Raw genomic sequence first — 21,870 nt, 5'->3', positions numbered from 1 at the left:
CGCTACCAGAATCCTGATACTACACCCCGCCGCAAGTTATTGTCTAGAAACGGCGGGCGTATGTATCAATCGATCTGTTTTTCTGCTTCACCGATATACATATAACCGGTGATTTTCGGAAAGCTCTCCATATAGCAGTTATCGAGCTCGGTAATGGTGAATCCACTTGACGAAATCATTTCGCTGATCGATCGGTTCAGATGACAGCCGCCGGCTAGTTTCTTCCACATTGGTGTAATCCTGTGTTGCCATTTTGAGACCGGTTCATGACACGAATGGCCATGTTCACAAAACAGCAGTTTCCCTTCGTGTTTAAGCACACGATGCATTTGTTCAAGGGCGCTTTGCCAGTCGGATATAGTGCAAAGGGTATAGGTCAGCAATACTGTATCGACGCTCTCGTCGTCGAGTGGAATTTTCTCCCCTGGCAGATCCAGCCATTTTACTTCGACTGGTGACTTGGCCAAGTTGGGCAGGGCTTTTTTGCGCATTCCCTCTGCTGGTTCAAGTCCCCAGACGAAATCAACGATATCAGGGTTGTAAAGCGGCAAATTGATGCCACTACCCATACCGACTTCGAGAACCACTCCGCGTGCACGTGGTACAACACGTTCACGTTGGCTCATCACTGCCCCGTGGCTACAGAGGGTATCTAGAATATGAGGAAGGATTTTATTATCGTAAAAACTCATCTGGAACCTCGGGAAACGCTGTTATTATTTACTGACGAGGGACAACGTTCACTATTGGATTAACGATACGGCCGGCTGGTATCGCCAACCTCGTGTGCATAGCGAATTCGATCAAGAATAAACTGGCGAATATTTTCCGCATCCCCGGCATCCAGTTCAGATTTGAATGACACCATGCCGCGGCTTTCGAGTATGCCGCCTAGAACTACCGAAGCCCAGGCTTCTTCCGATTGGGTAATGCCTGAAAAGCGAAGGTCCGGCACAACTCCACCACCTACACCACCACCTCCGTGGCAGACGACGCAGTAGCGGTCGTATGTCTCAAAACCCTTGTGTGCGGCATCTTTGTCGATCTGTGTTGTGACTGGAGCCATCTGTAGGGCCACGCGATCATCGACAGGTAACTTTGCACTAGCACCGAGTTTGAAGACAAGTAGTCGACTGATGTTACGTGGATATTGCTGAGCGGCATCCTTTGTCAGCTCACCAGTCATCAATGGCATAATACCACCCCAGCCAGCATTGACCGCAATATATTGTTCGCCATCAATTTTGTATGTCACCGGTGGTGCCACGACGCCGGTTTGCGCATTGAAACGCCACAACCTTTCACCATTGTCGGCGCGGTAGGCGTTTACGTAACCAGTCGCCGATCCCTGAAAAATGATTTCACCCGCAGTGGCTAGCACACCGCCGTTCCAGACGCCGGGATATCCGACCTTCCATAAATCCTTTCCAGTTCTTAGGTCTCTTGCGAGTAGTGCCCCGCTGGTTGCATCTTTAACTGCCTGGATAACTTTTGGGTCATCGGGCAGGTTCGCAGCCTTTGTGTCGACACCGAGGTTTACTGCCAGTTTTGACGGTGTTTGTTCATCTTCAGCAAGGTAGGGAAATGCTGATGTTTGGGTGGGGATATAGATGACATTGTTGTTGGGGTTAAAGGCCATCGGGTGCCAATTGTGTCCTCCCATCCATGACGGCATGACCAGAGCCGGCTTCCCAGTCTTCCAATATTCGGCTTCCGGATTTACTACCGGTCGGCCGGTTGTCATATCGACATGCGAGGCCCAGGTGACGTCTACAAAGGGTTTAGCTGATAGCAACTTGCCGTTAATGCGGTCGAGGATGTAAAGAAAGCCGTTCTTTGGAGCCTGGATGGCGACTTTACGCATCGTGCCATCGAATTCCATATCAGCAAGGACGATCGGTTGCGTTGCGGTGTAGTCCCAAGCTTCCCCTGGTGTAGTCTGATAGTGCCAATTGTAGTTGCCGGTGTCGGCGTTCACCGACACGATAGAGGAAAGGAATAGATTATCGCCGCCGCCAGGTGAGCGAATATTCGGATTCCAGGGAGACCCATTGCCGACACCGAAGATAATACTGTTGGTGTCAGGGTCGTAAACGATGCTGTCCCAGACTGTACCACCTTTCTCCAGATCGCTGCCCTGTGCCGACCAGGTTTTGGCCATCAACGCCTCTGGCTCAACGCCAGAATCTAAGTTTTTGGAGCTGGGGACGGTATAAAAGCGCCACACAAGTTTACCGCTATTTATATCATAGGCTGAGATATAGCCTCGAACCCCGTATTCTGCTCCGCCATTACCGATATAAACTTTTCCCCTGGCCACGCGAGGAGCACCAGTGATTGTGTAGTTGAGTGTGTTTTTGAAGGTGCGGGTTTCCCATAATGGAATACCAGATTTGGCATCCAGGGCGATCAGGCGGCCATCGAGGGTAGCCTGAATAACGCGGCCTTTGTCGTAGGCCAGGCCGCGGGTGACTGAATCGCAGCAGCCTTTAATTCCTTGTTTTTTCGGAACCTTCGGGTCGTACTGCCAGAGTATTTCACCGGTTTTGGCATTCAATGCATGAACATGGTTCCATGCTGAGGTCGTATACATCACTCCATTGATAATCAGAGGCGTTGCTTCCTGGCCGCGATTTTCAGGAAGGTCGATATACCAGGCAAGCCCAAGTTCAGAGATATTTTTAGCGTTGATATCGGTAAGTTCAGAAAAGCGTTGTTCGTAGCGGTTGTTCCCGTGCATCGGCCAGTCGGTATTCGCTGTGCTCTTCTGCGGTGTGGCGTCTATGCCATTGCTAATATATTTGTTGAACCCGTTCGAGCAGGCACTCAGGGTTAAAACCGCCGCAGCGGTTAGGAGTGGAAAAAGTGATATTCCAAGTTTATTGTTTTTCATTGTAATGATCTTTCATTTAAGTAGTTCAAAGTCGGTTTTGGGGCAGCTGCATTCAAAGCATGTCCAGTCGTCCGGTATGTCCTCCCATTTTGTGCCTGGGGGGATTCCGTCCTCAGGAAGACCAAGTGCTTCGTCATAAATAAACCCACACACGATGCATTCGTATTTGGCCATTCTTCATTGGTCCTCGACTTTTTCGAAATCTATTTTGTCTCTAACAGAGCAGTCGGGGCAGGACCAGTCGTCGGGAACCACTTGCCATTGAGTACCCGCAGGAAAGCCTTCGAATTCATCGCCTTTATCTTCGTCATATGTATAGCCACAACCGGGGCAGCGATAACTAGCCATTAGGATGCTCTCCCATATTTCGCAATGAGTGCATCGCGGTGTTTGGGGTCGAGGTTAGCTTTGAGAATGTCTCCGCCATAGACCTCGAGTACTTTTGGATCCATGACTTTGCGCCAGATCGGTGTGAAGTAAGCCATGGTGAAACAGCCAGCGTAACCAGTGGGAAGTTCGGGGGCGTCGTCGCTGCGCAATACCTGGTAACGGCGGGTTGGTCGGGAGTGGTGGTCTGAGTGGCGCTGGAGGTGGTAGGTTACGAGGTTGGAAACTCGAAAATCAGCGTTCCATGAGTGCTCAGGGCGTGTGCGCTCAAAGCGACCGTCTTCTTGTTTCTGGCGCAGTAGGCCGTAGTGTTCGATATAGTTGGACGTGGATAGAAACTGCCAGCCCCACAAAGTTGATATGACCATAAAAGGAATAACAACAGTGCCCCATAGTGTCAGTGCAGCTCCATAGAGAACAAAGGTAATCGCGAATGACTGTAGGATCTGGTTTTCGGCACTGATTACGGATTTACCCTTTCGCTCGAGTCGTACCTTTTCATCATGAAAGGCTCTGACAAAAGCACCAGGAATTTCTCGAAGAACAAAGCGGTACAATGACTCTCCCATCCTTGCAGATGCGGGATCATCAGGGGTAGCGACATCTTTGTGGTGGCCGCGATTGTGTTCAGCAGAGAAATGCCCGTAAGCGGGTACTGCCAGAACCCATTTGGCTAGGTTCTTTTCCAGGCGATTGTTCTTGTGTCCCAACTCATGTCCAACTACCAGTGCCAGTCCATTGGTCAAGGCAACACCGATCGTCATACCAAGGTAGTCGGATACGGAGACAGCTTGGGTTGACACCCACCAAGCACCATACACCCAAGTTACAAAAAACAGGGGGACCGACAGGAAAACCAACCATTTGTAGTAGTTGTCATTCTCTAGCTCGTCGGCACGCTGTGCACTATAGTTTTTGTCGTCTCTACCAAACAAAAAGTCACCTAGAGGGACAAATAAATACCATAGAATCGGTGTAAACCAGGCATAGATGGAGTTTCCGGTGGTTTTATAAAATTCGATTCCAACAATGGGGGAGATCGCAATAAAAAGCGGAAGCCACCAAAAGTATCGTTTTTTGTCTCGGGTAGCCAAATTTCGTGTTTTTTGGCGATTCATTACTTCACTCATTTATACCACCTTTTTATTGGTAACTTAGGTTTCGAGTCGGCCGTTAAGCCGTTACTGGCAAATGATATTAATGAGAAGGAAAGGGGGCTATCAGCTTTGCGAAGGTAATGTCAGGATTGCGAATATTTGTTGTTTCGCCATAGAATTTTATCTATGCGCGGTTGGATATATTTCGGTATTGGGGCAAGGGTTTGGAGCGTGTGGATTATTCTTTGTCATGCGGTGATAGAGTTTGTGTTTCGTCGTTTTTGTTGCTTAGGCTGTTTTTGAAGCCCGCTATTGCGCCACCAAGATCAGAGCCAATGTTTCTCAGTCTTTTTGTACCAAATAGCATGGCTACAATAGTCAGTATGATAAGAAGCTGCCAAATACTAATTCCACTTAGTCCCATTTCAGTCTCCCAGGTTGAGGTGATGGAGAAGTGACAAACAGGCACTTCTCCATTCGGTTAATGTTTCAGCTATGTGAGTTACTTTACTGATTAGGCAGTAAATCCATTGGTAGTCCAATTAAGCTCAGCTCCTGGCCGGGAAGCAAAAAGCTTACATCGAGTAACGACGAAGGCGCTGTTGTGACAAGCTGGTCTATTGCCAGGAGGTCCGCCGGTGGGTTGAGGAGCAGCGGTAGCACGATTTGTGTGCCAATGGGTACGAGTTCGCCAACGAGCGGACCGACTAATGGTAAGTCGTTGGATAGAGGAATTAATGATCCAAGCAGTTGGCTATTCAATGCTGCTCCTTGCTGAAGGATTGCATCCAGTCCAGGAGCTGCAGGAATCACTGCAGTGATGTCGTTCAGGGTTGTGATCAAAGCGGATATTTGGGTGTGGCCAATATTCGCACTTAGAAGCAAAGTAAGGCCAAGGCCGTAAGCCTTAATTTTTTTTATAGTCATAACTTCTCCCTATGTTCATTACAAATTTTGCATATAAAGCAGCCTTTTGCGGGGCGCGTTTATCGAATCAATTGCGCCTCAAAGCTGGCGCGCCCATATATGTAACACATTAATAAAGTTACGACAAATTAATGTATCAAGAATTTTGAGCCGGAATTGATCTTGACGGTTGACATTTCTGTAAATGTAACTATATTTGTTTCTTATTGAATGATTGAGGTGATCACTTGAACAACACGCGATTTTCTGTGGCTGTGCATGTTCTGTCGGTGTTATGTGTCAGCGATGGAGAGCCCGTCACATCGTCAGTGCTCGCCGCCAGTGTTGGCACTAACCCGGTGGTCATTCGCAAGCTGTTGGTGATGTTGTCGAAAGCGTCGCTGGTTTCCGTTGACAGGGGAAAAGCCGGTGGGGCGAGACTGGCGCGTCCGGCGAGTGAAATAAGTCTGACTGATGTGCTTGACGCCGTTGTCACTTCTAATGAAATGACAAAAATGCACAGCAATCCTAACCCGGCTTGCCCTGTCGGTAAGAGTATTGCGGGCGTGTTGGACGCCATTTTTTCGGATGGCTTTGAGGCCTACCGTTCGGTGATGAAGCAGCACTCTATAGCGAGTTTGGCGGTTTCAATTTCAAAGCAGGGAGGTTAAAGGGAAAAAAAAATTTACCTATAAATGTAACATTTAAAGATACATATATTGTGTCGTGAACTACCTATCGGAATAGAGGAGTGGGTGATATGAGAACTCATCGGGAAACGTTGATCGTTAACTTGCTGAAGTCCATTGAGAGCAAGGATGTTGAGGGTTTTTCGGCTATCAGTCAGAGCCAGTACAGGCAACATAACCTACATGTAGCTGACGGAAGACAGGGCTTTTTGGATTTTGTTTTTTCGATGCCTGACGGTATGCCCAAAGTCAGCACCAGGCGTGTATTCGAGGATGGGGAGTACGTGGTCGCCCATAGCGAGTTAGCGGCGGATCAGACTCTGGCCGTCTTCGACATTTTTAAGTTTGATGGAGAGCGCATTGTCGAGCATTGGGATGCTGCTCAGCCGATGTTGGATCCGAATCCGAGCGGCAGAACGTTGCTTGATGGTCAGGAAGATATTGGCGATGCGGGTGTGTCCCTGGCTGATAGCAAAGGAGTAGCAAGAGCATTTGTAGAAAATGTACTAATGAGCGGGAATCTGTCAGTTGCTGAGGAATATGTCGGGCCAGAGTACCTTCAGCATCACCCGCTGGTAAGAGATGGTTTGGATGGGCTTCGTGAGGCCTTTGCTGATTGGATGTCTTCGGGGGTGGAGGTCTGTTACGAAAATATCCATTTTGTCCTTGGTAAAGGTGATTTTGTTCTTGTAGTTACGGAGGGAAGGTTTAACGGAGCTCCCGTGGCATTTTATGACATGTTTAGGATTTCTAAGGGAAAAATTGTCGAGCATTGGGATGTGGTGGAAGAGGTTCCGCCCAAAGAGCAGTGGCAAAATGACAATGGGAAGTTCTAGATTTGTTGGCTGCGCAGATCTATTCGTGCTGAAGGATGAATGACAGGATGTCATTCATTTTTTGTGTCATGCTTTTGCACACAATGCCTCCAGCGCTGCACATTATGTGACGCTTATGCATCGGGAATCGGGCAAAGTTCCTCGAAAACGGAGGAATAAAAATGCCTACCCTATCCAATAGTTCCAAGCCCGAGTTGGAACCGATCGAGATGGCTAGTAGAGAAGAAATTTCGGCTCTTCAGCTAGAACGACTTAAAAATACATTAGAAAACGCCTATAAAAACGTACCGTTCTACAAGAAGAAGTTTGACGAAGCCGGCGTCACTCCTGATGATCTTAACTCTTTGTCAGATCTGAATAAATTCCCATTTTTGGGGAAGCAGGATCTACGAGACAATTATCCATTTGGCCTGTTCGCTGTTCCGCGAGAAAAGGTGGCCAGAATCCATGCGTCTAGCGGGACGACGGGTAAGCCCACAGTTGTCGGTTATACCCAGGCGGATATTGATAACTGGGCGAATTTGGTTGCCAGAAGTATCAGAGCGGCGGGTGGGCGTCCGGGAGATATTCTCCATAATGCCTATGGTTACGGCCTGTTTACTGGCGGGATGGGCGCTCACTATGGTGCAGAGCGTCTCGGGTGCACAGTGGTTCCAATGTCTGGTGGGCAGACTGAAAAGCAGGTGCAGCTTATTCAGGACTTTAAGCCCCGCATCATCATGGTTACCCCTTCTTATATGCTGAACCTGATAGAAGAGTTTGAGCGGCAGGGTATCGATCCTAGGTCAACGAGCTTGGAGATCGGCATCTTTGGCGCAGAGCCATGGACAAATGCGATGCGGGAAGAAATTGAAGAGCGAGCGGGTATCGACGCTGTAGATATATATGGTCTTTCTGAAGTCATGGGGCCGGGCGTTGCAAGCGAATGCGTCGAAAGTAAGGACGGGCCGGTGATCTGGGAAGATCATTTTCTTCCCGAAATCATTGACCCTGTGACGGGAGAGGTCTTGCCAGATGGGGAAGACGGGGAGTTGGTGTTCACCTCCCTGACGAAGGAGGCCTTTCCCGTTATACGCTATCGAACTCGCGATTTGACCAAGTTGCTGCCGCCTACTTCTCGGGGCATGAGACGCATCGGCAAGATTACTGGTCGCTCGGATGACATGCTTATCATACGTGGCGTCAATGTGTTTCCCACTCAGATAGAAGAGTTGCTGCTAAAGGTCTCGGAGTTGGCGCCGATTTACTTCATCGAAGTTTCTAAAGACGGAAATCTAGATGTTGTAACGGTCTCGGTTGAGCTTAATCCGGAGTATCAGGAGTTGGGAGCGCAAGCTAGAGAAGAGATCGTCAGTCGGCTCAAGCATCTGGTTAAGACCTATGTGGGGATCTCTATCAAGGTGAAGCTGGTCGAGGGTGAAGGCTTAGCGCGCTCAGAAGGGAAGGCAAAACGCGTCAAGGACTATCGGTAGTAATAATGATATGAGCTCTGCATTCATATGTGGAGCCGTGCGTACACCTTTTGCCATCCGAAATAGCTACCTTGAGCGATACTCGACTGCTCAGCTTGCATCATTGCCGTTGGCGGATATGGTCAAAAGGAATCCAAAGCTTGACTGGCGTCGAGTGGATCGTCTGTATGTGGGCTCCAATAATAAAAATTTATGCACGTTAGAGGGCGCAAAGAAGTTTGTCGACGTTTGCGTTGACAAGACCTCAATCGAGCGCAATGTAAGCATAACGCCGTTAGGTTGGTTGCACTGTACGGGTATGGCTGCCATCGAACGGGCAGCCGGCGACATAGGTACTGGCGCGTCAAATCTTTCAGTGGTTATCGGCGTGAGCTCAAGTTCTAAGGCGAGAGGGCCTGCCACTAATGCCGATTACAGCGGCTCAGAAGGGGAATTCAAGTTCACGAGGCTGTCGGAGAAGGCTGCGCGCAGATCAATGTTGGCGAAAAACTACGCCATATCAAATGAAAATATTAACTCGTATATCGTAGCCGCTTACGGACGGACGATGGCTGCGCGTCAACGGGGATTCTTTGATCGTGAGTGTATGCTGATTAGCAATGATCAGAAGCTGGGTGGAGGCTATTTTAGTGAAGATGAGCTTGATGGCTTGCGACTGCGTGAGCATGGCCGCAGGTTTGTCGACAGTTTGGTTGATATCCATCCGTCATTGCATGAGGGGTTCGCGCCGACGGTTGATGGCTCGTGTTGCCTGCTGGTGGCGTCTATGTCCGGTGTGGAAGAATTGGGTTTGCGAGCGCGAGCGAGGGTTCTGGCCCACGCCGTAGTAGAAAGCCCACTGGCGGCTGATTCGCCTTATTGTATCCCGGCTATCAGAAAAGTATTTGCCGAAACCGGTCTCAGGCCCAAGGACCTTGATGTGATCGAGGTTGGAGAGGTTTGTGCGGTGGAGGCGATAAGCGTAATGAAGGACCTGGGCGTTCCATTGGGACTGGCGAAGCTAAATGGTAGCGGGGGCGACCTAGCCATTGGTGAGGCAACGGGAGCCTCATCCGCTAGGCTGGTCGTCACTGCGATAAACAGTATGCAATCAAAAAATCTTCGATACGCTTTGTGCGCTGCGTCTTCAAACAGTGGACATGGTATTGCGATTATCCTGGAAAATACACAATTCCTTAATAAGACAGAGAGATAAAATGATAAAGGTAAGTATCAGCTACTTCAGATCTGACGATGGTTGCTTTGATCATGACTACTACTTGTCAACGCATATTCCGATGGTGAAAGAGGTTCTTGGGGATGTCTGTGTGCGTTGTGAGATTGATAAAGGCATGTTCGGAGCGAAGTCCGAACAGCAGGCTGAAGTTGTCGCTGCGGTTCAATTATACGTTACCAGTGTCGATGATTTTAACGAAAAGTTTTCTGTGGCGCAGAAGGAAATTATTCGAGATATAAAGAATTACACGAATATTATGCCAAGCATGCAGTTTAGCGAGGTTGTTAGCCTGTAAGGTCGGGCAGGCAATTGCACAAAATGTCACTGTCTCTGCACATGTCGGTACGTTGTGTCACTCAAATTCGGGTGAAATGCTGAAAAGACAAGATATCGCGAATAAAAAGCGGAGATTACATAGTGACGAAATTACAGTCAGAAGCTGGCCTGTTGCCTACAGAAATGTTCCATTTTATCAATGGGATAGAGGTCGAGTCCTCAGATGGTGCCCGGGGGGAGTTGATAAACCCCGTCGATGAAACCGTGTTGGCAAGCTATTCATTTGGGGGTGTTGCCGAGGTTGATGCCGCGGTGTCTGCAGCGAGATCAGAGTTCGATAATGGTGTCTGGTCCGGTCTTAGCGGCTATCAGCGCGGATGCCTGATAAACAAGCTGGCAGACCTCGTGGAGCGCGATGCTGACTTGATTGCAGATATGGATGCCGTTTGTATTGGTCGGGTTCCCATGGAGCCGCGAATCCTGGATCTGCCCAATGCTATCCAAACCATCCGGACCTCGGCAGGTTGGGCTGACAAGATCGAGGGTCGGACAATTCCCACTCCGGGTTATCTTGGTCGGGCTACATTGTCTTATACGGTAAATGAGCCTGTGGGCGTGGTGGCCGCGATTACGCCCTGGAATACGCCTTTCATGATCACATGCTGGAAAGTCGCTCCTTTATTGGCGGCTGGGTGTACTGTGGTGATCAAGCCTTCAGAAGAAACCCCGATGTCGGCGTTACATTTGGCTAAGCTTGCTAAGGAAGCCGGAATTCCCGATGGCGTGGTCAATGTCGTCACGGGGTCTGGCTCAGTCATTGGCAATGCCCTCGTACGTCACCCTGGTGTAGACAAGATCACGTTTACAGGTAGTCCGGCTGTGGGTCAGCATATTCAGACTGAAGCCGCAAAAGACTTCAAGCGAGTATCTTTAGAGCTTGGCGGAAAAAGCCCGCAAGTTGTATTTTCTGATGCAGATCAGGATGAGGCGCTGGCTGGATGCGCGATGGGGATCTTTTTTAATCAGGGGCAAATATGTGCAGCAGGGTCTAGAATACTAGTGCAGCGAGATATCGCCGATGAGTTTGCGCAGAAGCTTGCTGACGTGGCCAGCAATATTGTCGTTGGTAACCCCCAGGAGGAAGGCGTCCAAATGGGGCCTGTGTGCAAAAAAGCACAGCTGGATAGAGTTAACTACTATATCCGCGAGGGCGTCGCGGCAGGGGCGTCACTGCTGGCGGGTGGTGAGTGTCCGTACGAGAAGGGTTGGTTTGTTCGTCCAACAGTTTTTGCTGCGGCCACCAATGACATGGCTATCGCGCAACAAGAAATTTTCGGCCCCGTGGCTACCGTCATTCCCTTTGATGACGAACAGGATGCTGTAGAAATTGCCAATGGGACGGTATACGGGTTAGGCGCTACCGTTTGGACCTCTGATGTAAAGCGTGCTCATCGAATGGCTAAGAAAATTAAGGCTGGAGCAGTAGGGGTTAACTGTTGGGCTCCCATTGATGCGAGGCTGCCGTGGGGCGGCGTTAAGCAGAGTGGCAGTGGTCGTGAGTGCGGCTTATCTGGAGTAATGGCTTACACTGAAGAAAAGGTTATTACCGTCGTTACCGATTAAGGGCTTCTTGCCGCGAGTTGTGCTTCCCCCAGTAGCATTTCTTGCGGCTTTTTTATCAGTACGTTGAGTATGGGTAGATCGGTAACGGTCTGCTTAATCGAGAAAAGGATAGGGAGGTGCCGAAGGGAAGTGATACAAAAAAAAGTATTTACAAAGAAAAATTGATATGTATTATGTAGTTTTATTATTGCACAAAATGTCAGTGGTATGCGCAAGTGTGCTTCCAGAAGTGTGAAGCATGTTTGAGGGGAGTACAGCTGGTTACATGATTTTGCGAAATGCCCTCGCAGCACAAGCATAAATTTAAAAAATAGTGGGGAGGCAAGTAATGCCAGATTCATTTCAGAAAAAAATGCTGGGACATGGAGTTCTCATGATGTTCTCGGCATTGTTGTTTGGCGTGTTTTATTGGATGAGTTTACTGGGTGGGTTCGAAATCATTCCTGGTTATATCATTCATTTCGATATGCCAGGGACGCCCGAAGGATGGAAGCGGGCTCATTCCGGGCCAGCACTAAATGGCATGATGGTTATAGCCGTCGCATTGGTGATGCCTCATCTGGATTTTACCGCCAAGAAAGCGAAGTTGCTGGGTGGGATCGTGCTTCTGGATGGTTGGGGAAATATCGCGTTCTATTTCTTTGGAAACCTGAGTGATAACCGAGCGCTAAGCTTTGGCGACAGTTCTCTCGGCGAAGGTGGTTTGTTCAGCTTCTTGGGGCTAGCGCCAGCCTACTTATTTGGTGTACTGGCGCTTTGGGCGCTGGCCGTTATCGGTCTTGCGGCCTTGAAGCAGGCAAGAGAGAGCTGAAATATTGTTACGATATCGCGGGAGCTTTGCTCCCCCGATATGTCTGTTCTAAGTAAAAGTGACCGAAGAATATCCAAAATAACTATTAAAATGGTGTGTTATGAGTGTCATACAGGGGCAAATGGCCGGTGAAACGGCGCTTTCAACGTTGGGCTGGTTGCCGGCATCTACCCGTCAGGTCGAGTCGTTCAAAGAATGGAAAGACTTCGTTCGAGATAACTTTCCCTGGCTTGAATTTAGAAATAGAGCATCTGGTCAGTTTGATGCAGAAATCTACTCTCAGCAGGTGGGTTGCTCTGGTCTGAGTATGATTCGCACCTCGGCTGGTGAGGTGAAACGGACGCGTCACCTCGCCGAAATGACCGACAGCGGATCGATAAAGATCATGTGGCAGCTTAGTGGTGGTCTGATGGTAGAGCAAGATGACCGTAGCTGCAGTCTCTCGCCTGGTCAGGCGACGGTATGCGATAGTGCGAGACCATATAGAATTCAGATGTCTGACCAGTCTAAATTTGCTGTACTAATGTTGCCTCATGATTATTGTGCTGGCTGGGAGCATATTTCAGAGTCGATCTGTGCGACGACCTTATACAAGGGCGCATCGATGCGGTCGGTATTGGGAACATTGATGGCGCTTACTGCTGCCGATCGAGATGAAGGCGAAGAGGACATTGGCGCGGTATTGGACGCGATCCAGTTGATGGTGACTAAACTATTGTACCGGTCGGCTGAGCAGACCGGTCTACAGGCTTACAACGACCCCCGCCTCAACAAAGCTCGAGATCATATAATCCGGAATTTAAGCGACAGCAGTTTTGGGCCTGACGATCTGGCGTCAGCCATGTGCATGTCTCGCAGGTCGCTTTATATGTTGTTCGAGGAAATCGACACGACACCAGTCAAATTAATTCGTGAACTGCGGTTGGAAACCGCGGTGAGAGCATTGCTGGATAGTCGCGAAAAAAATAGAAAGATAACTGACATCGCCTTTGACTCGGGATTTGGTGAGTACGCTACGTTCACGCGCTTGTTTAAGACACGCTACGGAAAAACGCCGAGGGAATTTCGAGAAGATTCTTCAAAATAAGCGTCAAAGTACTACGATTAACGGGAGGCGTGTCACGCCTTCCTTTTGGCCTCCTGCGTTCCGTAATGGCATTGCCCCCAGTCCCTATTCAATCCTTTTCTATCATCCCATTTGTGCCGGCCAAGGAGCAGCCTGACAACACCATAGGCGCCGTGTTCGCACTTTTCTACCCGCACTGATTGACACCCTATTTGCACGAATCGTGGAGAACAATCCGCGTGTATGCATGCATTCTGAAAAAAATAACAGGGAGATAGTCAGGATGAAGAGTCAGAGGGTAGTGCTGAAGGAGCGGCCGCGCTTCCAGGTGCCGACTGAAAAGTGCTTTCGCGTTGAAGAGGCAGATATCAATGCGCCTGGGAAGGGCGAGATCTTGATTCAGACCGTATGGCTTGGCATGGACCCGTATCTATTCTCCAGGGTGAAAAAAGTATCTGACCAGGCGAAGCCGATTGAGATCGGTGAGGTTATGTATGGAGCTGCTGTTGGAAGAGTCGTCGCTTCGAACCTGGCGGGTTTTTCAGAAGAAGATTATGTCCACGGTTTGTGGGGGTGGAAGGATTACCACATCAGTGACGGCTCGGACGTAAGCAAGATCCCTTCGGGAGTGAGTTCGCCGTCGCATATGCTAGGTGCGCTAGGGGCCGCCGGGTTTGGGGCCTACTTAGCCAACAGAAACGTACTCAATGTGCAGCCCGGAGATGTGGTGTTCTGCAGTGCAGCTACAGGCGCCCTCGGGCAAATAATTGGCCAGATAGCAAAACTGAAGGGTGGTGTAGTTGTAGGTACTGCGAGTACGGAGGAGAAATGCCAACTGGCGACTACTTCGATGGGATATGACTATTGTATCGAGCACTCCAGTCGTGATCTTTCGCAGAGGCTTGAAACTGCGATTCCAGATGGGATTGATGCAATGGTGGTTTCGACAGGCGGGCGAAGTTTCGATGCCGCTTTTCCGCTAATGAACAAGAACGGCCGTGTCGCTATTTGCGGTTTGATGGCTTTGTATACATCGACGTCAGGTCCGGCGAGAAATGACAATAATATGACGTTGCTAAACGAGGTTCTGTTGAAGCGTTTACGCATTCAGGGCTCGCTCGTTCTTGATTATCTGAACACGGATATACATAGAGAATTTCTTCAGGAAATGTCTTCTTGGATTCGGCTTGGCGCTGTCAAGCCTGTAGAGCACATCACTAAAGGGCTGGAGAATGCGCCATCTGCTCTCCGAGAGCTGTTCGAGGGCAAGAATGTCGGGAAGTCCATTGTTTCTGTCAGTGATTAGTCGGTCAGGTGCACATTACGTCACTCTCTTTGCACTGTGAGATAGGCTGGACGTTGGCGCAATACTGATAATGAAAGTTGAAGATTTCGTTACCTCAAGACTTCTATGGTCCGCCAGGCCGGGGTCGAGGTAAAAAAATAACCATACGAAGTAGTATTGATATGAACAATCTAAGCTTTAAGATAGCAAGGCAAGTTATTGCAAAGCGGGCGTACGTCGCTTTTGCCTTCCTTCTTATCACAATATTCTTTGCATTCGGTGTGCCCAAGGTGGACATCCGCACAATCTTTGCGGATTTGCTGCCAGCAGATGATCCGTTTGTTCAAACATTCAAAGAGCATCCAAACTTCGGTAACCCTCTGACTATCACTGTTATGGTCAAGCGGACAGATGGGGAGCTCATCTATAACGAAAAGACGCTGCAGAAAGTTTGGGATCTCACTCGTGATATCGATTTGATAGAGGGTGTCGATCACGACCGAATCATTTCAATCACTACTGAAAAAGCAAATTACGCCGAAGCAACATCGATGGGTGTAGAAATGCAGCCCTTGATGGGCGACAGAATTCCCCAGGGTGCTGCAGAATTGAAGGATCTTCAGCGTCGTGTGGAAAGGTCGCCAATGGCGCGCACGTATCTCGTGTCGTCTGACGAGAAAGCAACCCTGATACGGGCGGGCTTCCATGAACACCTCCTCGACTACGGCCACGTATTCAGTGAGGTCCAGCGCTTGGCAAAAGAGGCGAGTGACGGTAGCCACACTATCAGGGTCGTAGGGCAGCCAGTATTGACGGGCTGGATCTATCTGCTTCAAGAGCAGACCTATGCAATTTTCGCTGTCACTGTCGGCCTCCTTCTCCTTGCGCTGGCATTCTATATGCGAAATCTCGCGGGTATTGCCACGCCGATATTGTGCAGTGCCGTTGCTGCGACATGGGGTTTTGGGCTTGTAGGCTGGCTTGAGTCGCCTATCGAGCCGCTGCTAATGGTAGTTCCGCTGCTGTTGATTGCCCGCTCGTTCTCCCACTGTGTTCAGTACACGGAGCGATACTACGAGATCTTCAGCGAGCTGAAAGATAAAAAACTTGCCTCAGAGGCGACACTAGCCGTGATGATGGCGCCCAGTGTATTTGGAATTGTTACCGATACGCTCGCGATCCTGTGTATCGGTGTTGCACCAATTCCAGCTATGCAGAGATTTGCGCTGTTCTGCGGGTTTTGGGCATTTTTCCTGATTCCAACAGGTGTGATGCTGATTGCTGTTTTGTTGTCCTATCTGCCAACACCCAAGAACATCGATTCCATAATCGGTGCGGGAGAGAAAGAGAAAGGCATACACGGTGTGCAGAAGAGAGTTCTGACAAGTGTGGGCCGGTTAATCACCGGCAATGAAAAGAGAACGAAGTTAACAGCTACAGTAGTTTGTCTGGTGTCTGTCGTGGTGATTATTGTGTCTAGGCAGGTGGCAATAGGAAACCCGACGGAAGGCAGTAATCTCCTGTGGGATGAGTCCGAGTTCAATGTTGGTACTCGGGATGTTAATGACCATTTCCCTGGTGTGAACTCACTGGAGATAATCCTGGAATCAAAAGACCCTGGGAATGTTCAGGCGCGTGCGGCCCGAAGTAAAGAAGCCTATGAGGTCTCCAAAGCTATCGTTCGAAGCGTCATGAGCGGCGACAATCCGGCGAAAGCAACGCGTTCATTTTCCGACTTCATGGAAGAGGGATCTCGTCTTTATTCTGGAGGACACCCTGCATGGCTTTCTCTTGATCCCACGGATCGCGCTGTGAACGCCGCGGGCGTGGCTGTGGCCTTTGGTCAAAACCCCCTGAACTTTGCAGATGTCACTGACTTTCAGTTCCAGCACAGTGCCGTGTCGCTGTTCTATCGAGATAACAAGCAGGAAACGATCGACAAAGCATTGGCCGCGGCAAAACAAGCGGTCTCAGAGCTGGGTGATGATCACGAAACTATCAATGTACGAATGGCATCAGGAACTATTGCGCTGCAAGAAGCCCAGAACCAGGTTGTCAAGCGTTATGAATGGATAATGCTGGCGCTGGCATGCGTCGCCATATTCTTTATCGCCTCATTCGCCTACAAGTCATTTGTTGCGTCATTGGTGCTGCTTGTTCCTGTTGTGCTTGCAAACTTCTATCTGACTGCGGCTATGCACATGCTGGGCATAGGCCTTGACATAAATTCTGTCATGGTTGCGGTTCTCGGTGTCGGTGTGGGTATTGATTACGGCATTTATCTCATGTCACGAATCTGTGAAGAGTACAGCGCGCAAGGCGAAAGCTGGGAAAAGGCGATAGTTGAGTCCCTTACAACAACCGGTAAGGCAATCATGTTCACAGCGTCAATCATGCTGGTCGGTATCTTGCCTTGGTATTTCTTGTCAGATCTCAAGTTCATGGCTGACATGGGTTTGCTGCTGTCCTCGGTAATGCTGATCAATATGGTTCTCGCGCTGCTTGTCCTGCCGTTAATTGTATATGTCCTCAAGCCAAAATTCGTTACACGCAACGATCTTATGGTAGGCGAAAGCCTTGATATGTCTTGGTTTGATCAGGGCGAGGCAGAGACAAAGGAAAGTAATCTCGATCTAAAAAAAAATGAAATGAATGCTGATCGAGTAATTTGAATAATATGATTTAACCCGTTTTGTCGACGACGGTTAAGGTTCGGCCTTTTTAAGAATAAATTCGGAGGTTGTTATGCACATTCGCAAATACGATATGAATTTTAGCCGGCGGCAGCTGCTCAAAGGGATGGCCTATGGAGCGGCGGCGGGAGTCCTGATGCCTCTCGAAAAGGTATTCGCAAAGGATTTGAGCTTGCTGAAAGCATATCCTGACGAGCTTTATTCAATCGACGATCAGACAAAAGGTAAGATTAGCGTTGGTGACTATATCACCAAAGATAACGTCGAATACGCAAAGCACTTATTGGATCCTTCAATCTACGATCAAATTCTAAATGAAGGTCGTCGGATTAAAGTTCGTGCTCCTACCACTGAGCTGCGTCAGCTATTTAATAACTCCTACTACGAAGCCATGCAGAGAAATATTGCAGAAGGCCGTAGCGGTAAATTTGATAGTAAAGGAAACGTTGTAGATTCGAATGGGAAAGCCTGGAGTGGTGGCCTACCCTTCACAAGTCCAAAAAATGGCCAGGAAATCTGGGCAAATATGGCTATGAGTTGGGGGCGGGCGGACGCCAACACCTATGCGATCAAGCAGTGGGACTATGGCGCGGACGGAAATCTGGAGTACGAGTATGATTTTCAGTGGGTCGAGTTGCAGATGCAGGCTCGTACCGACCGCAAGGTATTTCGCGGATATGAAGATGAAATCCGGCGCCAGTGTGTTTACTTCAGCAACTCACAAGATGTTCGCGGTACGTCCTTCCTGAGTAACTGGTCCTATGACCAGACGAAGATACCTGATTTGTACGGGTACCTGCCCGAGTTCCGCCGTGTGCGTCAGTTCCCGGCAAACCAGCGCTTCGAGCCGTTGATTCCAGGCGCGACTTGGTTCCTGACTGATCCTTGGGCTGCAGGTGACCCATACCTGACGTGGGGCAACCACAAAATCATTGATCGCAAGCCGATGCTTCTCGCCTGTAATGGCAACTTCGCTGATACCGATGATAACTGGAAGCCTAAAGAACAAGCCAATAATCCCAAGTTCTGGGAGACAGAATATGAAATGTCTCCAGATGTCATTGTTACCGAATGTGAGCCCGTCGGATACCCGCGATCACCGGTAAGCAAGAAGCGAGTATACGCCGATGCTCGTAACAGCGTGCCGAATGGATGTATGCGTTACGACCGTCAGGGGAAACTGTGGGCTAACTTCGAAATGGCATTCGGTCAGTTTGTTGGTGGTGGCGCTGACGGTAATCGAGTCGTCTTGAGTGCTGACGGAAAGACGCCGGCATGGTCTTGGGTATACTGTCTTATCTACGATCACCAGAACAAGCGTATGTCCAGAACCCACCACGCTAAGAAGGGTGTTGGTACAGAGTCCCTCTTCCAGATTGATGAGGACTGGTTGTTCGAAACTTACTGTACTCAGCAAGCACTTCAGTCTCTGGGGCGTGCATAAAAACAATGAACCCTGTGCGGACTATCCGCACAGGAGTTTGGATTTTTTCGGGAGATTAGGATGAGAATGTCGTTCTCTTCTAAACGCAATTATCTTCTTAAATTTAAGATAGCTATTTGCGGCATATTTTTCTCTATCTGTGCTCATGCAGGAGAACTTTTGGTTGCACATACACCAACCGATCGCCTGTATGACATCGATATCAGTGGGTCTCATGGATATGCTGTTGGCGAAGCTGGATTGTTGATGGAAACGTCTGACAGCGGTAAAAGCTGGTCGGAAATTGACACCCCTACAACACTCGCATTAACAAGCGTTGCTGTCACCGAAAATGGGGCAGTTGCAGTAGGTCAGCTCGGCGAGGTGATCGTTAATGTTGATTGGTCCGGGTGGAAAAAGGTTGGTTCCAGTTCACGCATGCGTTTATTAGGCGTGGACATGAATAGTGAAGGACTCGCGGTTGCCGTGGGGGCCTTCGGGACTTTACTTCGTTCTGTCGATCACGGTGTGACCTGGAAAAGCATTCAGCCTGATTGGGCTCCTCTGTATGACTCGGGTGCCGGTGATACCGCCGTTATTCGTGATGAACCGACGAACTACGTTGTTCAAGTACTCGAGGATGGTCGAATCCTGATTGGCGGAGAGTATGGCCAAATTTTGACCTCAGTAGACCGCGGAGAGTCCTGGAATGTGATCTATCGACATCCGGAAGAGGGTGACGTTATTGCTCCAACGTTCTTCGATTCCAAATTCTACGGTAATACCGGATATGTAACCGGACAATCGGGAACAGTGCTGATATCTCAAGATAAAGGCATGACATGGAAGGCGCTACAAACTCCGACTCAATCTAGCCTGTTCGCAATCGGCGGCGACGAGGCGGGGAATATCTTTGCGATTGGGCAACGCGTCGCTGTTGTAAGCAAAAATTATGGAAAGAGTTGGAAAACATTCGACGCGCTGGATATCAGCCTGAATTGGTACTCGGGTATTTCGATCACAGAAGTATCAGATTCGGAGCGTGTTACGGCAGTGGGGCATGGTGGTCGCATTATTTCAGTAAATCCATTTTGAATCTAAAAATAGATCGCCGGTATTTAAGGGGATATAAAAATGAGAAAGATAGGTACTGCAATCGCACCGGTTATGCTCTCGGCAGCTGGCGCACTTGGAACTTCCGTGGTCCATGCTGAAGGTCTTATTGAAAGCATCATCGAAAAGACGACTTTTCTTGGGCAGTTTAGGGTTGACGCTGCCTTTAAGACAAACGACGAGCAGAATCCATATAACCAGAATGCGTTCCCATATCAAAATGAAGCGGTTTCACGGCAGGCATATCTGCCGCCCGACCTAGGTGGCGGTCGATGGGGTAATACAGAAATTCCTTCGTTACCATTTGTTCTGGATACGAATGACACCGTGGTTAGAAACGACAGGGCTACGGGCGAAGACTACGATTGGAACCAGGTCAATCTCCGCTTTAGTGGTGAAATGGACATGAGGTTTAATCGTCAGTGGCGGTTGAACGTGAAATTGAGGGCTTTGTTCGATCCTGTCGTACATGACGGTTTTGACGCCTACGATGTGATGGGTGATCAAGGTGGTATATCCAAAGGGCGTTATGATCGCTATGCGGATACCGGTGAGACCAATTTCTATCAGGCTAAAGGACGGAATGGGGAGAATATAAATCCGCTTGAGTTTGCTGGCCGAAATTATATGGTCGACTTCCCCACGTTTATTATCAATTACAAATCAGGTAAATACGATCTTCGCTTCGGTAATCAGCAGATTGCCTGGGGGCAGGCAATCTTCTTCCGTACGCTTGATGTGGCCAATGGTTTAGATTTGCGCCGACATCTTATTCTCGATCGAGCCATTGAAGAATTTGAGGATGAGCGTGTGCCGAAGTTGGCATTGCGTGCAACGGTTCAAGCGACCAACAATATCCTTTTCGATGGCTTTGTGGGTAAATTTCAGCCGGACATTCTCCCCAATCCGAATACGCCTTACAACGTTATTCCGTCTCAGTTTTATCGGCCCCTAGACAACTATCATACCGGTGGCTACGACAATAAACTTGATGCCGGATTCCGTTTAAAAGGTGATTATGGGAACTGGGGTTGGCAAGCAATGTATGTCAGCCGATACAACCCGTTGGGTGTGTTTCGCTGGGCAGAAAGTGGCGTTAACAAAGGGCTGACCCCGTGGGGGGGAACTGTGGGTACGGCCGTTGAGACTGGCTATTTGCTAAAGCCTAAATGCAGCGGCAGTCAAAACCCCTATGATAATTTCTGTAGGCTCTATGATAGCGTTGGCGAGGCACTTTCACACGCGCCATTTACTGTCGGTCCTGGCGGCGTCTACAGTGACAAAGAGTGGTTCGCCACAGCTCACAGCGTACGTTTGGACGGTGTCGATGTTATCAATGCCGCTATCAGGGATTTCCCGGCGTTGAGAGATGTCTTTGCGTCTCCGGTAGCGAACGTGGAGGAAGCAAGCGCATTGCTGAATACATTCTTTATTGGTGCTGGCGGCAGCATTCGAGGCAATGTCCAGCGCGACTATTTCCGAGAGGATGTCTTCGGTTTTGGGCTTAGCTATGTGACGGAGACGGAGGATAACAAGTCATTCTGGAACCAGATTATTCTGAATATGGAGGTCCAGTATACCCCCGAGCGTGTATTTACCTCTCCAGATCTGGGTAAGGATGGTCTGACGTCAGACGAATACATACTGACGCTGGTGGCTGAGAAGTGGCACAGATGGAGCGAGAGCTTCCCTGCTGCCTACTTGGTGGGGCAGTTCATGCACCGCAGTGAGAGTGACTTGGTAGGGCTTCATTTGGATGGCTACGGCGGTAACGTCGGCAATACCGATCCGAAGCAGCCTGGAGGCATTTCTAGCGCAAACTATTTGGTTTTCGCCGGGTTCCAGCCCTGGCCTAATAAAAAGTATATCGCGGAATGGGCGATTCTCTATGATGTTCAAGGCGGGCTGCTATTCCAGCCGTTGCTGAAGTGGAATCCTGGGCGAGGTATGAGCGTCGATCTTTACTACAACTATGTTACTGGAGACTTGCACGGAGATGGCAGCAAGACCCTCACTAGGGCGTTAGATCATGTGCAGGAAGTAGGTATGCGATTCACTTATCAGCTGTAACCTCCTCAACTGAA

20 protein-coding genes are annotated in these 21,870 nt (G+C 49.2%); 13 read left to right on the top strand and 7 right to left on the bottom strand.

Annotated features, from left to right (window positions below; genetic code table 11):
- Positions 1-65: 65 nt before the first annotated feature.
- From AC2Q8J_RS07465 to AC2Q8J_RS07435, 7 genes are all read right to left on the bottom strand, one after another.
- Entirely contained in the window at positions 66-692 is a 627-nt protein-coding gene (locus AC2Q8J_RS07465; RefSeq protein ID WP_028968206.1) for a class I SAM-dependent methyltransferase, read from the bottom strand.
- Between the two features lie 59 nt (positions 693-751).
- Complete coding sequence (locus tag AC2Q8J_RS07460; RefSeq protein WP_022958337.1) at positions 752-2,893, bottom strand: PQQ-dependent dehydrogenase, methanol/ethanol family; 2,142 nt, start codon at positions 2,891-2,893, stop codon at positions 752-754.
- A 12-nt stretch (positions 2,894-2,905) separates the two neighbouring features.
- A complete protein-coding gene (locus tag AC2Q8J_RS07455) occupies positions 2,906-3,067 on the bottom strand; it encodes a rubredoxin (protein WP_168451121.1) in 162 nt (53 codons plus the stop codon).
- A 3-nt stretch (positions 3,068-3,070) separates the two neighbouring features.
- Positions 3,071-3,241 carry a rubredoxin gene (locus AC2Q8J_RS07450; protein WP_022958336.1) on the bottom strand — a complete coding sequence of 57 codons (171 nt, stop codon included), beginning with the start codon at positions 3,239-3,241 and terminating at the stop codon, positions 3,071-3,073.
- Positions 3,241-4,410 carry an alkane 1-monooxygenase gene (locus AC2Q8J_RS07445; protein WP_486452537.1) on the bottom strand — a complete coding sequence of 390 codons (1,170 nt, stop codon included), beginning with the start codon at positions 4,408-4,410 and terminating at the stop codon, positions 3,241-3,243. Before AC2Q8J_RS07445 ends, AC2Q8J_RS07450 begins: the two co-directional genes overlap by 1 nt.
- A 205-nt stretch (positions 4,411-4,615) precedes the next feature.
- A complete protein-coding gene (gene tatA, locus AC2Q8J_RS07440; RefSeq protein WP_022958334.1) occupies positions 4,616-4,801 on the bottom strand; it encodes a twin-arginine translocase TatA/TatE family subunit in 186 nt (61 codons plus the stop codon).
- A gap of 83 nt (positions 4,802-4,884) precedes the next feature.
- A complete protein-coding gene (locus tag AC2Q8J_RS07435) occupies positions 4,885-5,304 on the bottom strand; it encodes a hypothetical protein (protein WP_286855197.1) in 420 nt (139 codons plus the stop codon).
- 227 nt (positions 5,305-5,531) lie between these two features.
- Between AC2Q8J_RS07435 and AC2Q8J_RS07430 the strand changes: the two genes are divergently transcribed.
- From AC2Q8J_RS07430 to AC2Q8J_RS07370, 13 genes are all read left to right on the top strand, one after another.
- The gene (locus AC2Q8J_RS07430; protein ID WP_486452536.1) at positions 5,532-5,954 is read left to right on the top strand and encodes an Rrf2 family transcriptional regulator; all 423 of its coding nucleotides are present in this window, start codon (positions 5,532-5,534) and stop codon (positions 5,952-5,954) included.
- An 89-nt stretch (positions 5,955-6,043) separates the two neighbouring features.
- Positions 6,044-6,808, top strand: a complete 765-nt coding sequence (locus tag AC2Q8J_RS07425; protein WP_486452535.1) for a nuclear transport factor 2 family protein — start codon at positions 6,044-6,046, stop codon at positions 6,806-6,808.
- A gap of 161 nt (positions 6,809-6,969) precedes the next feature.
- A complete protein-coding gene (paaK, locus tag AC2Q8J_RS07420) occupies positions 6,970-8,280 on the top strand; it encodes a phenylacetate--CoA ligase PaaK (RefSeq protein WP_486452534.1) in 1,311 nt (436 codons plus the stop codon).
- Positions 8,281-8,290: 10 nt separating this feature from the next.
- Positions 8,291-9,475: a thiolase family protein gene (locus tag AC2Q8J_RS07415; protein WP_486452533.1), complete on the top strand. Its 1,185-nt coding sequence runs from the start codon at positions 8,291-8,293 to the stop codon at positions 9,473-9,475.
- Between the two features lies 1 nt (position 9,476).
- Positions 9,477-9,791 carry an EthD family reductase gene (locus AC2Q8J_RS07410; RefSeq protein WP_286855201.1) on the top strand — a complete coding sequence of 105 codons (315 nt, stop codon included), beginning with the start codon at positions 9,477-9,479 and terminating at the stop codon, positions 9,789-9,791.
- A gap of 122 nt (positions 9,792-9,913) precedes the next feature.
- A complete protein-coding gene (locus tag AC2Q8J_RS07405; RefSeq protein WP_286855202.1) occupies positions 9,914-11,395 on the top strand; it encodes an aldehyde dehydrogenase family protein in 1,482 nt (493 codons plus the stop codon).
- A 328-nt stretch (positions 11,396-11,723) separates the two neighbouring features.
- Entirely contained in the window at positions 11,724-12,206 is a 483-nt protein-coding gene (styC, locus tag AC2Q8J_RS07400) for a styrene-oxide isomerase StyC (RefSeq protein WP_486452532.1), read from the top strand.
- Between the two features lie 100 nt (positions 12,207-12,306).
- Positions 12,307-13,293 carry a helix-turn-helix domain-containing protein gene (locus tag AC2Q8J_RS07395; RefSeq protein WP_022958323.1) on the top strand — a complete coding sequence of 329 codons (987 nt, stop codon included), beginning with the start codon at positions 12,307-12,309 and terminating at the stop codon, positions 13,291-13,293.
- Positions 13,294-13,573: 280 nt separating this feature from the next.
- Positions 13,574-14,578: an MDR family NADP-dependent oxidoreductase gene (locus tag AC2Q8J_RS07390; RefSeq protein ID WP_169530622.1), complete on the top strand. Its 1,005-nt coding sequence runs from the start codon at positions 13,574-13,576 to the stop codon at positions 14,576-14,578.
- Between the two features lie 161 nt (positions 14,579-14,739).
- Positions 14,740-17,229: an efflux RND transporter permease subunit gene (locus AC2Q8J_RS07385; protein WP_486452531.1), complete on the top strand. Its 2,490-nt coding sequence runs from the start codon at positions 14,740-14,742 to the stop codon at positions 17,227-17,229.
- Between the two features lie 73 nt (positions 17,230-17,302).
- The gene (locus tag AC2Q8J_RS07380; RefSeq protein ID WP_486452530.1) at positions 17,303-18,694 is read left to right on the top strand and encodes a DUF1329 domain-containing protein; all 1,392 of its coding nucleotides are present in this window, start codon (positions 17,303-17,305) and stop codon (positions 18,692-18,694) included.
- Positions 18,695-18,754: 60 nt separating this feature from the next.
- Entirely contained in the window at positions 18,755-19,768 is a 1,014-nt protein-coding gene (locus tag AC2Q8J_RS07375) for a WD40/YVTN/BNR-like repeat-containing protein (protein WP_486452529.1), read from the top strand.
- A gap of 39 nt (positions 19,769-19,807) precedes the next feature.
- Positions 19,808-21,856 (top strand): DUF1302 family protein, encoded by a 2,049-nt coding sequence (locus AC2Q8J_RS07370; protein ID WP_486452528.1) that lies wholly within the window; start codon positions 19,808-19,810, stop codon positions 21,854-21,856.
- Positions 21,857-21,870: the final 14 nt, after the last annotated feature.

It is taken from the genome of Spongiibacter sp. C9W, from assembly GCF_057370015.1.
Note: the sequence above shows the minus strand (reverse complement) of the source record. Positions and strands in the feature narration are given on the sequence as shown.

Bases quoted from the DNA above. Each gene is read 5' to 3' on its own strand.
- AC2Q8J_RS07465 (WP_028968206.1), bottom strand. From the start codon at position 692: ATGAGTTTTTACGATAATAAAATCCTTCCTCATATTCTAGATACCCTC.
- AC2Q8J_RS07460 (WP_022958337.1), bottom strand. From the start codon at position 2,893: ATGAAAAACAATAAACTTGGAATATCACTTTTTCCACTCCTAACCGCT.
- AC2Q8J_RS07455 (WP_168451121.1), bottom strand. From the start codon at position 3,067: ATGGCCAAATACGAATGCATCGTGTGTGGGTTTATTTATGACGAAGCA.
- AC2Q8J_RS07450 (WP_022958336.1), bottom strand. From the start codon at position 3,241: ATGGCTAGTTATCGCTGCCCCGGTTGTGGCTATACATATGACGAAGAT.
- AC2Q8J_RS07445 (WP_486452537.1), bottom strand. From the start codon at position 4,410: ATGAGTGAAGTAATGAATCGCCAAAAAACACGAAATTTGGCTACCCGA.
- tatA (WP_022958334.1), bottom strand. From the start codon at position 4,801: ATGGGACTAAGTGGAATTAGTATTTGGCAGCTTCTTATCATACTGACT.
- AC2Q8J_RS07435 (WP_286855197.1), bottom strand. From the start codon at position 5,304: ATGACTATAAAAAAAATTAAGGCTTACGGCCTTGGCCTTACTTTGCTT.
- AC2Q8J_RS07425 (WP_486452535.1), top strand. From the start codon at position 6,044: ATGAGAACTCATCGGGAAACGTTGATCGTTAACTTGCTGAAGTCCATT.
- paaK (WP_486452534.1), top strand. From the start codon at position 6,970: ATGCCTACCCTATCCAATAGTTCCAAGCCCGAGTTGGAACCGATCGAG.
- AC2Q8J_RS07415 (WP_486452533.1), top strand. From the start codon at position 8,291: ATGAGCTCTGCATTCATATGTGGAGCCGTGCGTACACCTTTTGCCATC.
- AC2Q8J_RS07410 (WP_286855201.1), top strand. From the start codon at position 9,477: ATGATAAAGGTAAGTATCAGCTACTTCAGATCTGACGATGGTTGCTTT.
- styC (WP_486452532.1), top strand. From the start codon at position 11,724: ATGCCAGATTCATTTCAGAAAAAAATGCTGGGACATGGAGTTCTCATG.
- AC2Q8J_RS07395 (WP_022958323.1), top strand. From the start codon at position 12,307: ATGAGTGTCATACAGGGGCAAATGGCCGGTGAAACGGCGCTTTCAACG.
- AC2Q8J_RS07385 (WP_486452531.1), top strand. From the start codon at position 14,740: ATGAACAATCTAAGCTTTAAGATAGCAAGGCAAGTTATTGCAAAGCGG.
- AC2Q8J_RS07380 (WP_486452530.1), top strand. From the start codon at position 17,303: ATGCACATTCGCAAATACGATATGAATTTTAGCCGGCGGCAGCTGCTC.
- AC2Q8J_RS07375 (WP_486452529.1), top strand. From the start codon at position 18,755: ATGAGAATGTCGTTCTCTTCTAAACGCAATTATCTTCTTAAATTTAAG.
- AC2Q8J_RS07370 (WP_486452528.1), top strand. From the start codon at position 19,808: ATGAGAAAGATAGGTACTGCAATCGCACCGGTTATGCTCTCGGCAGCT.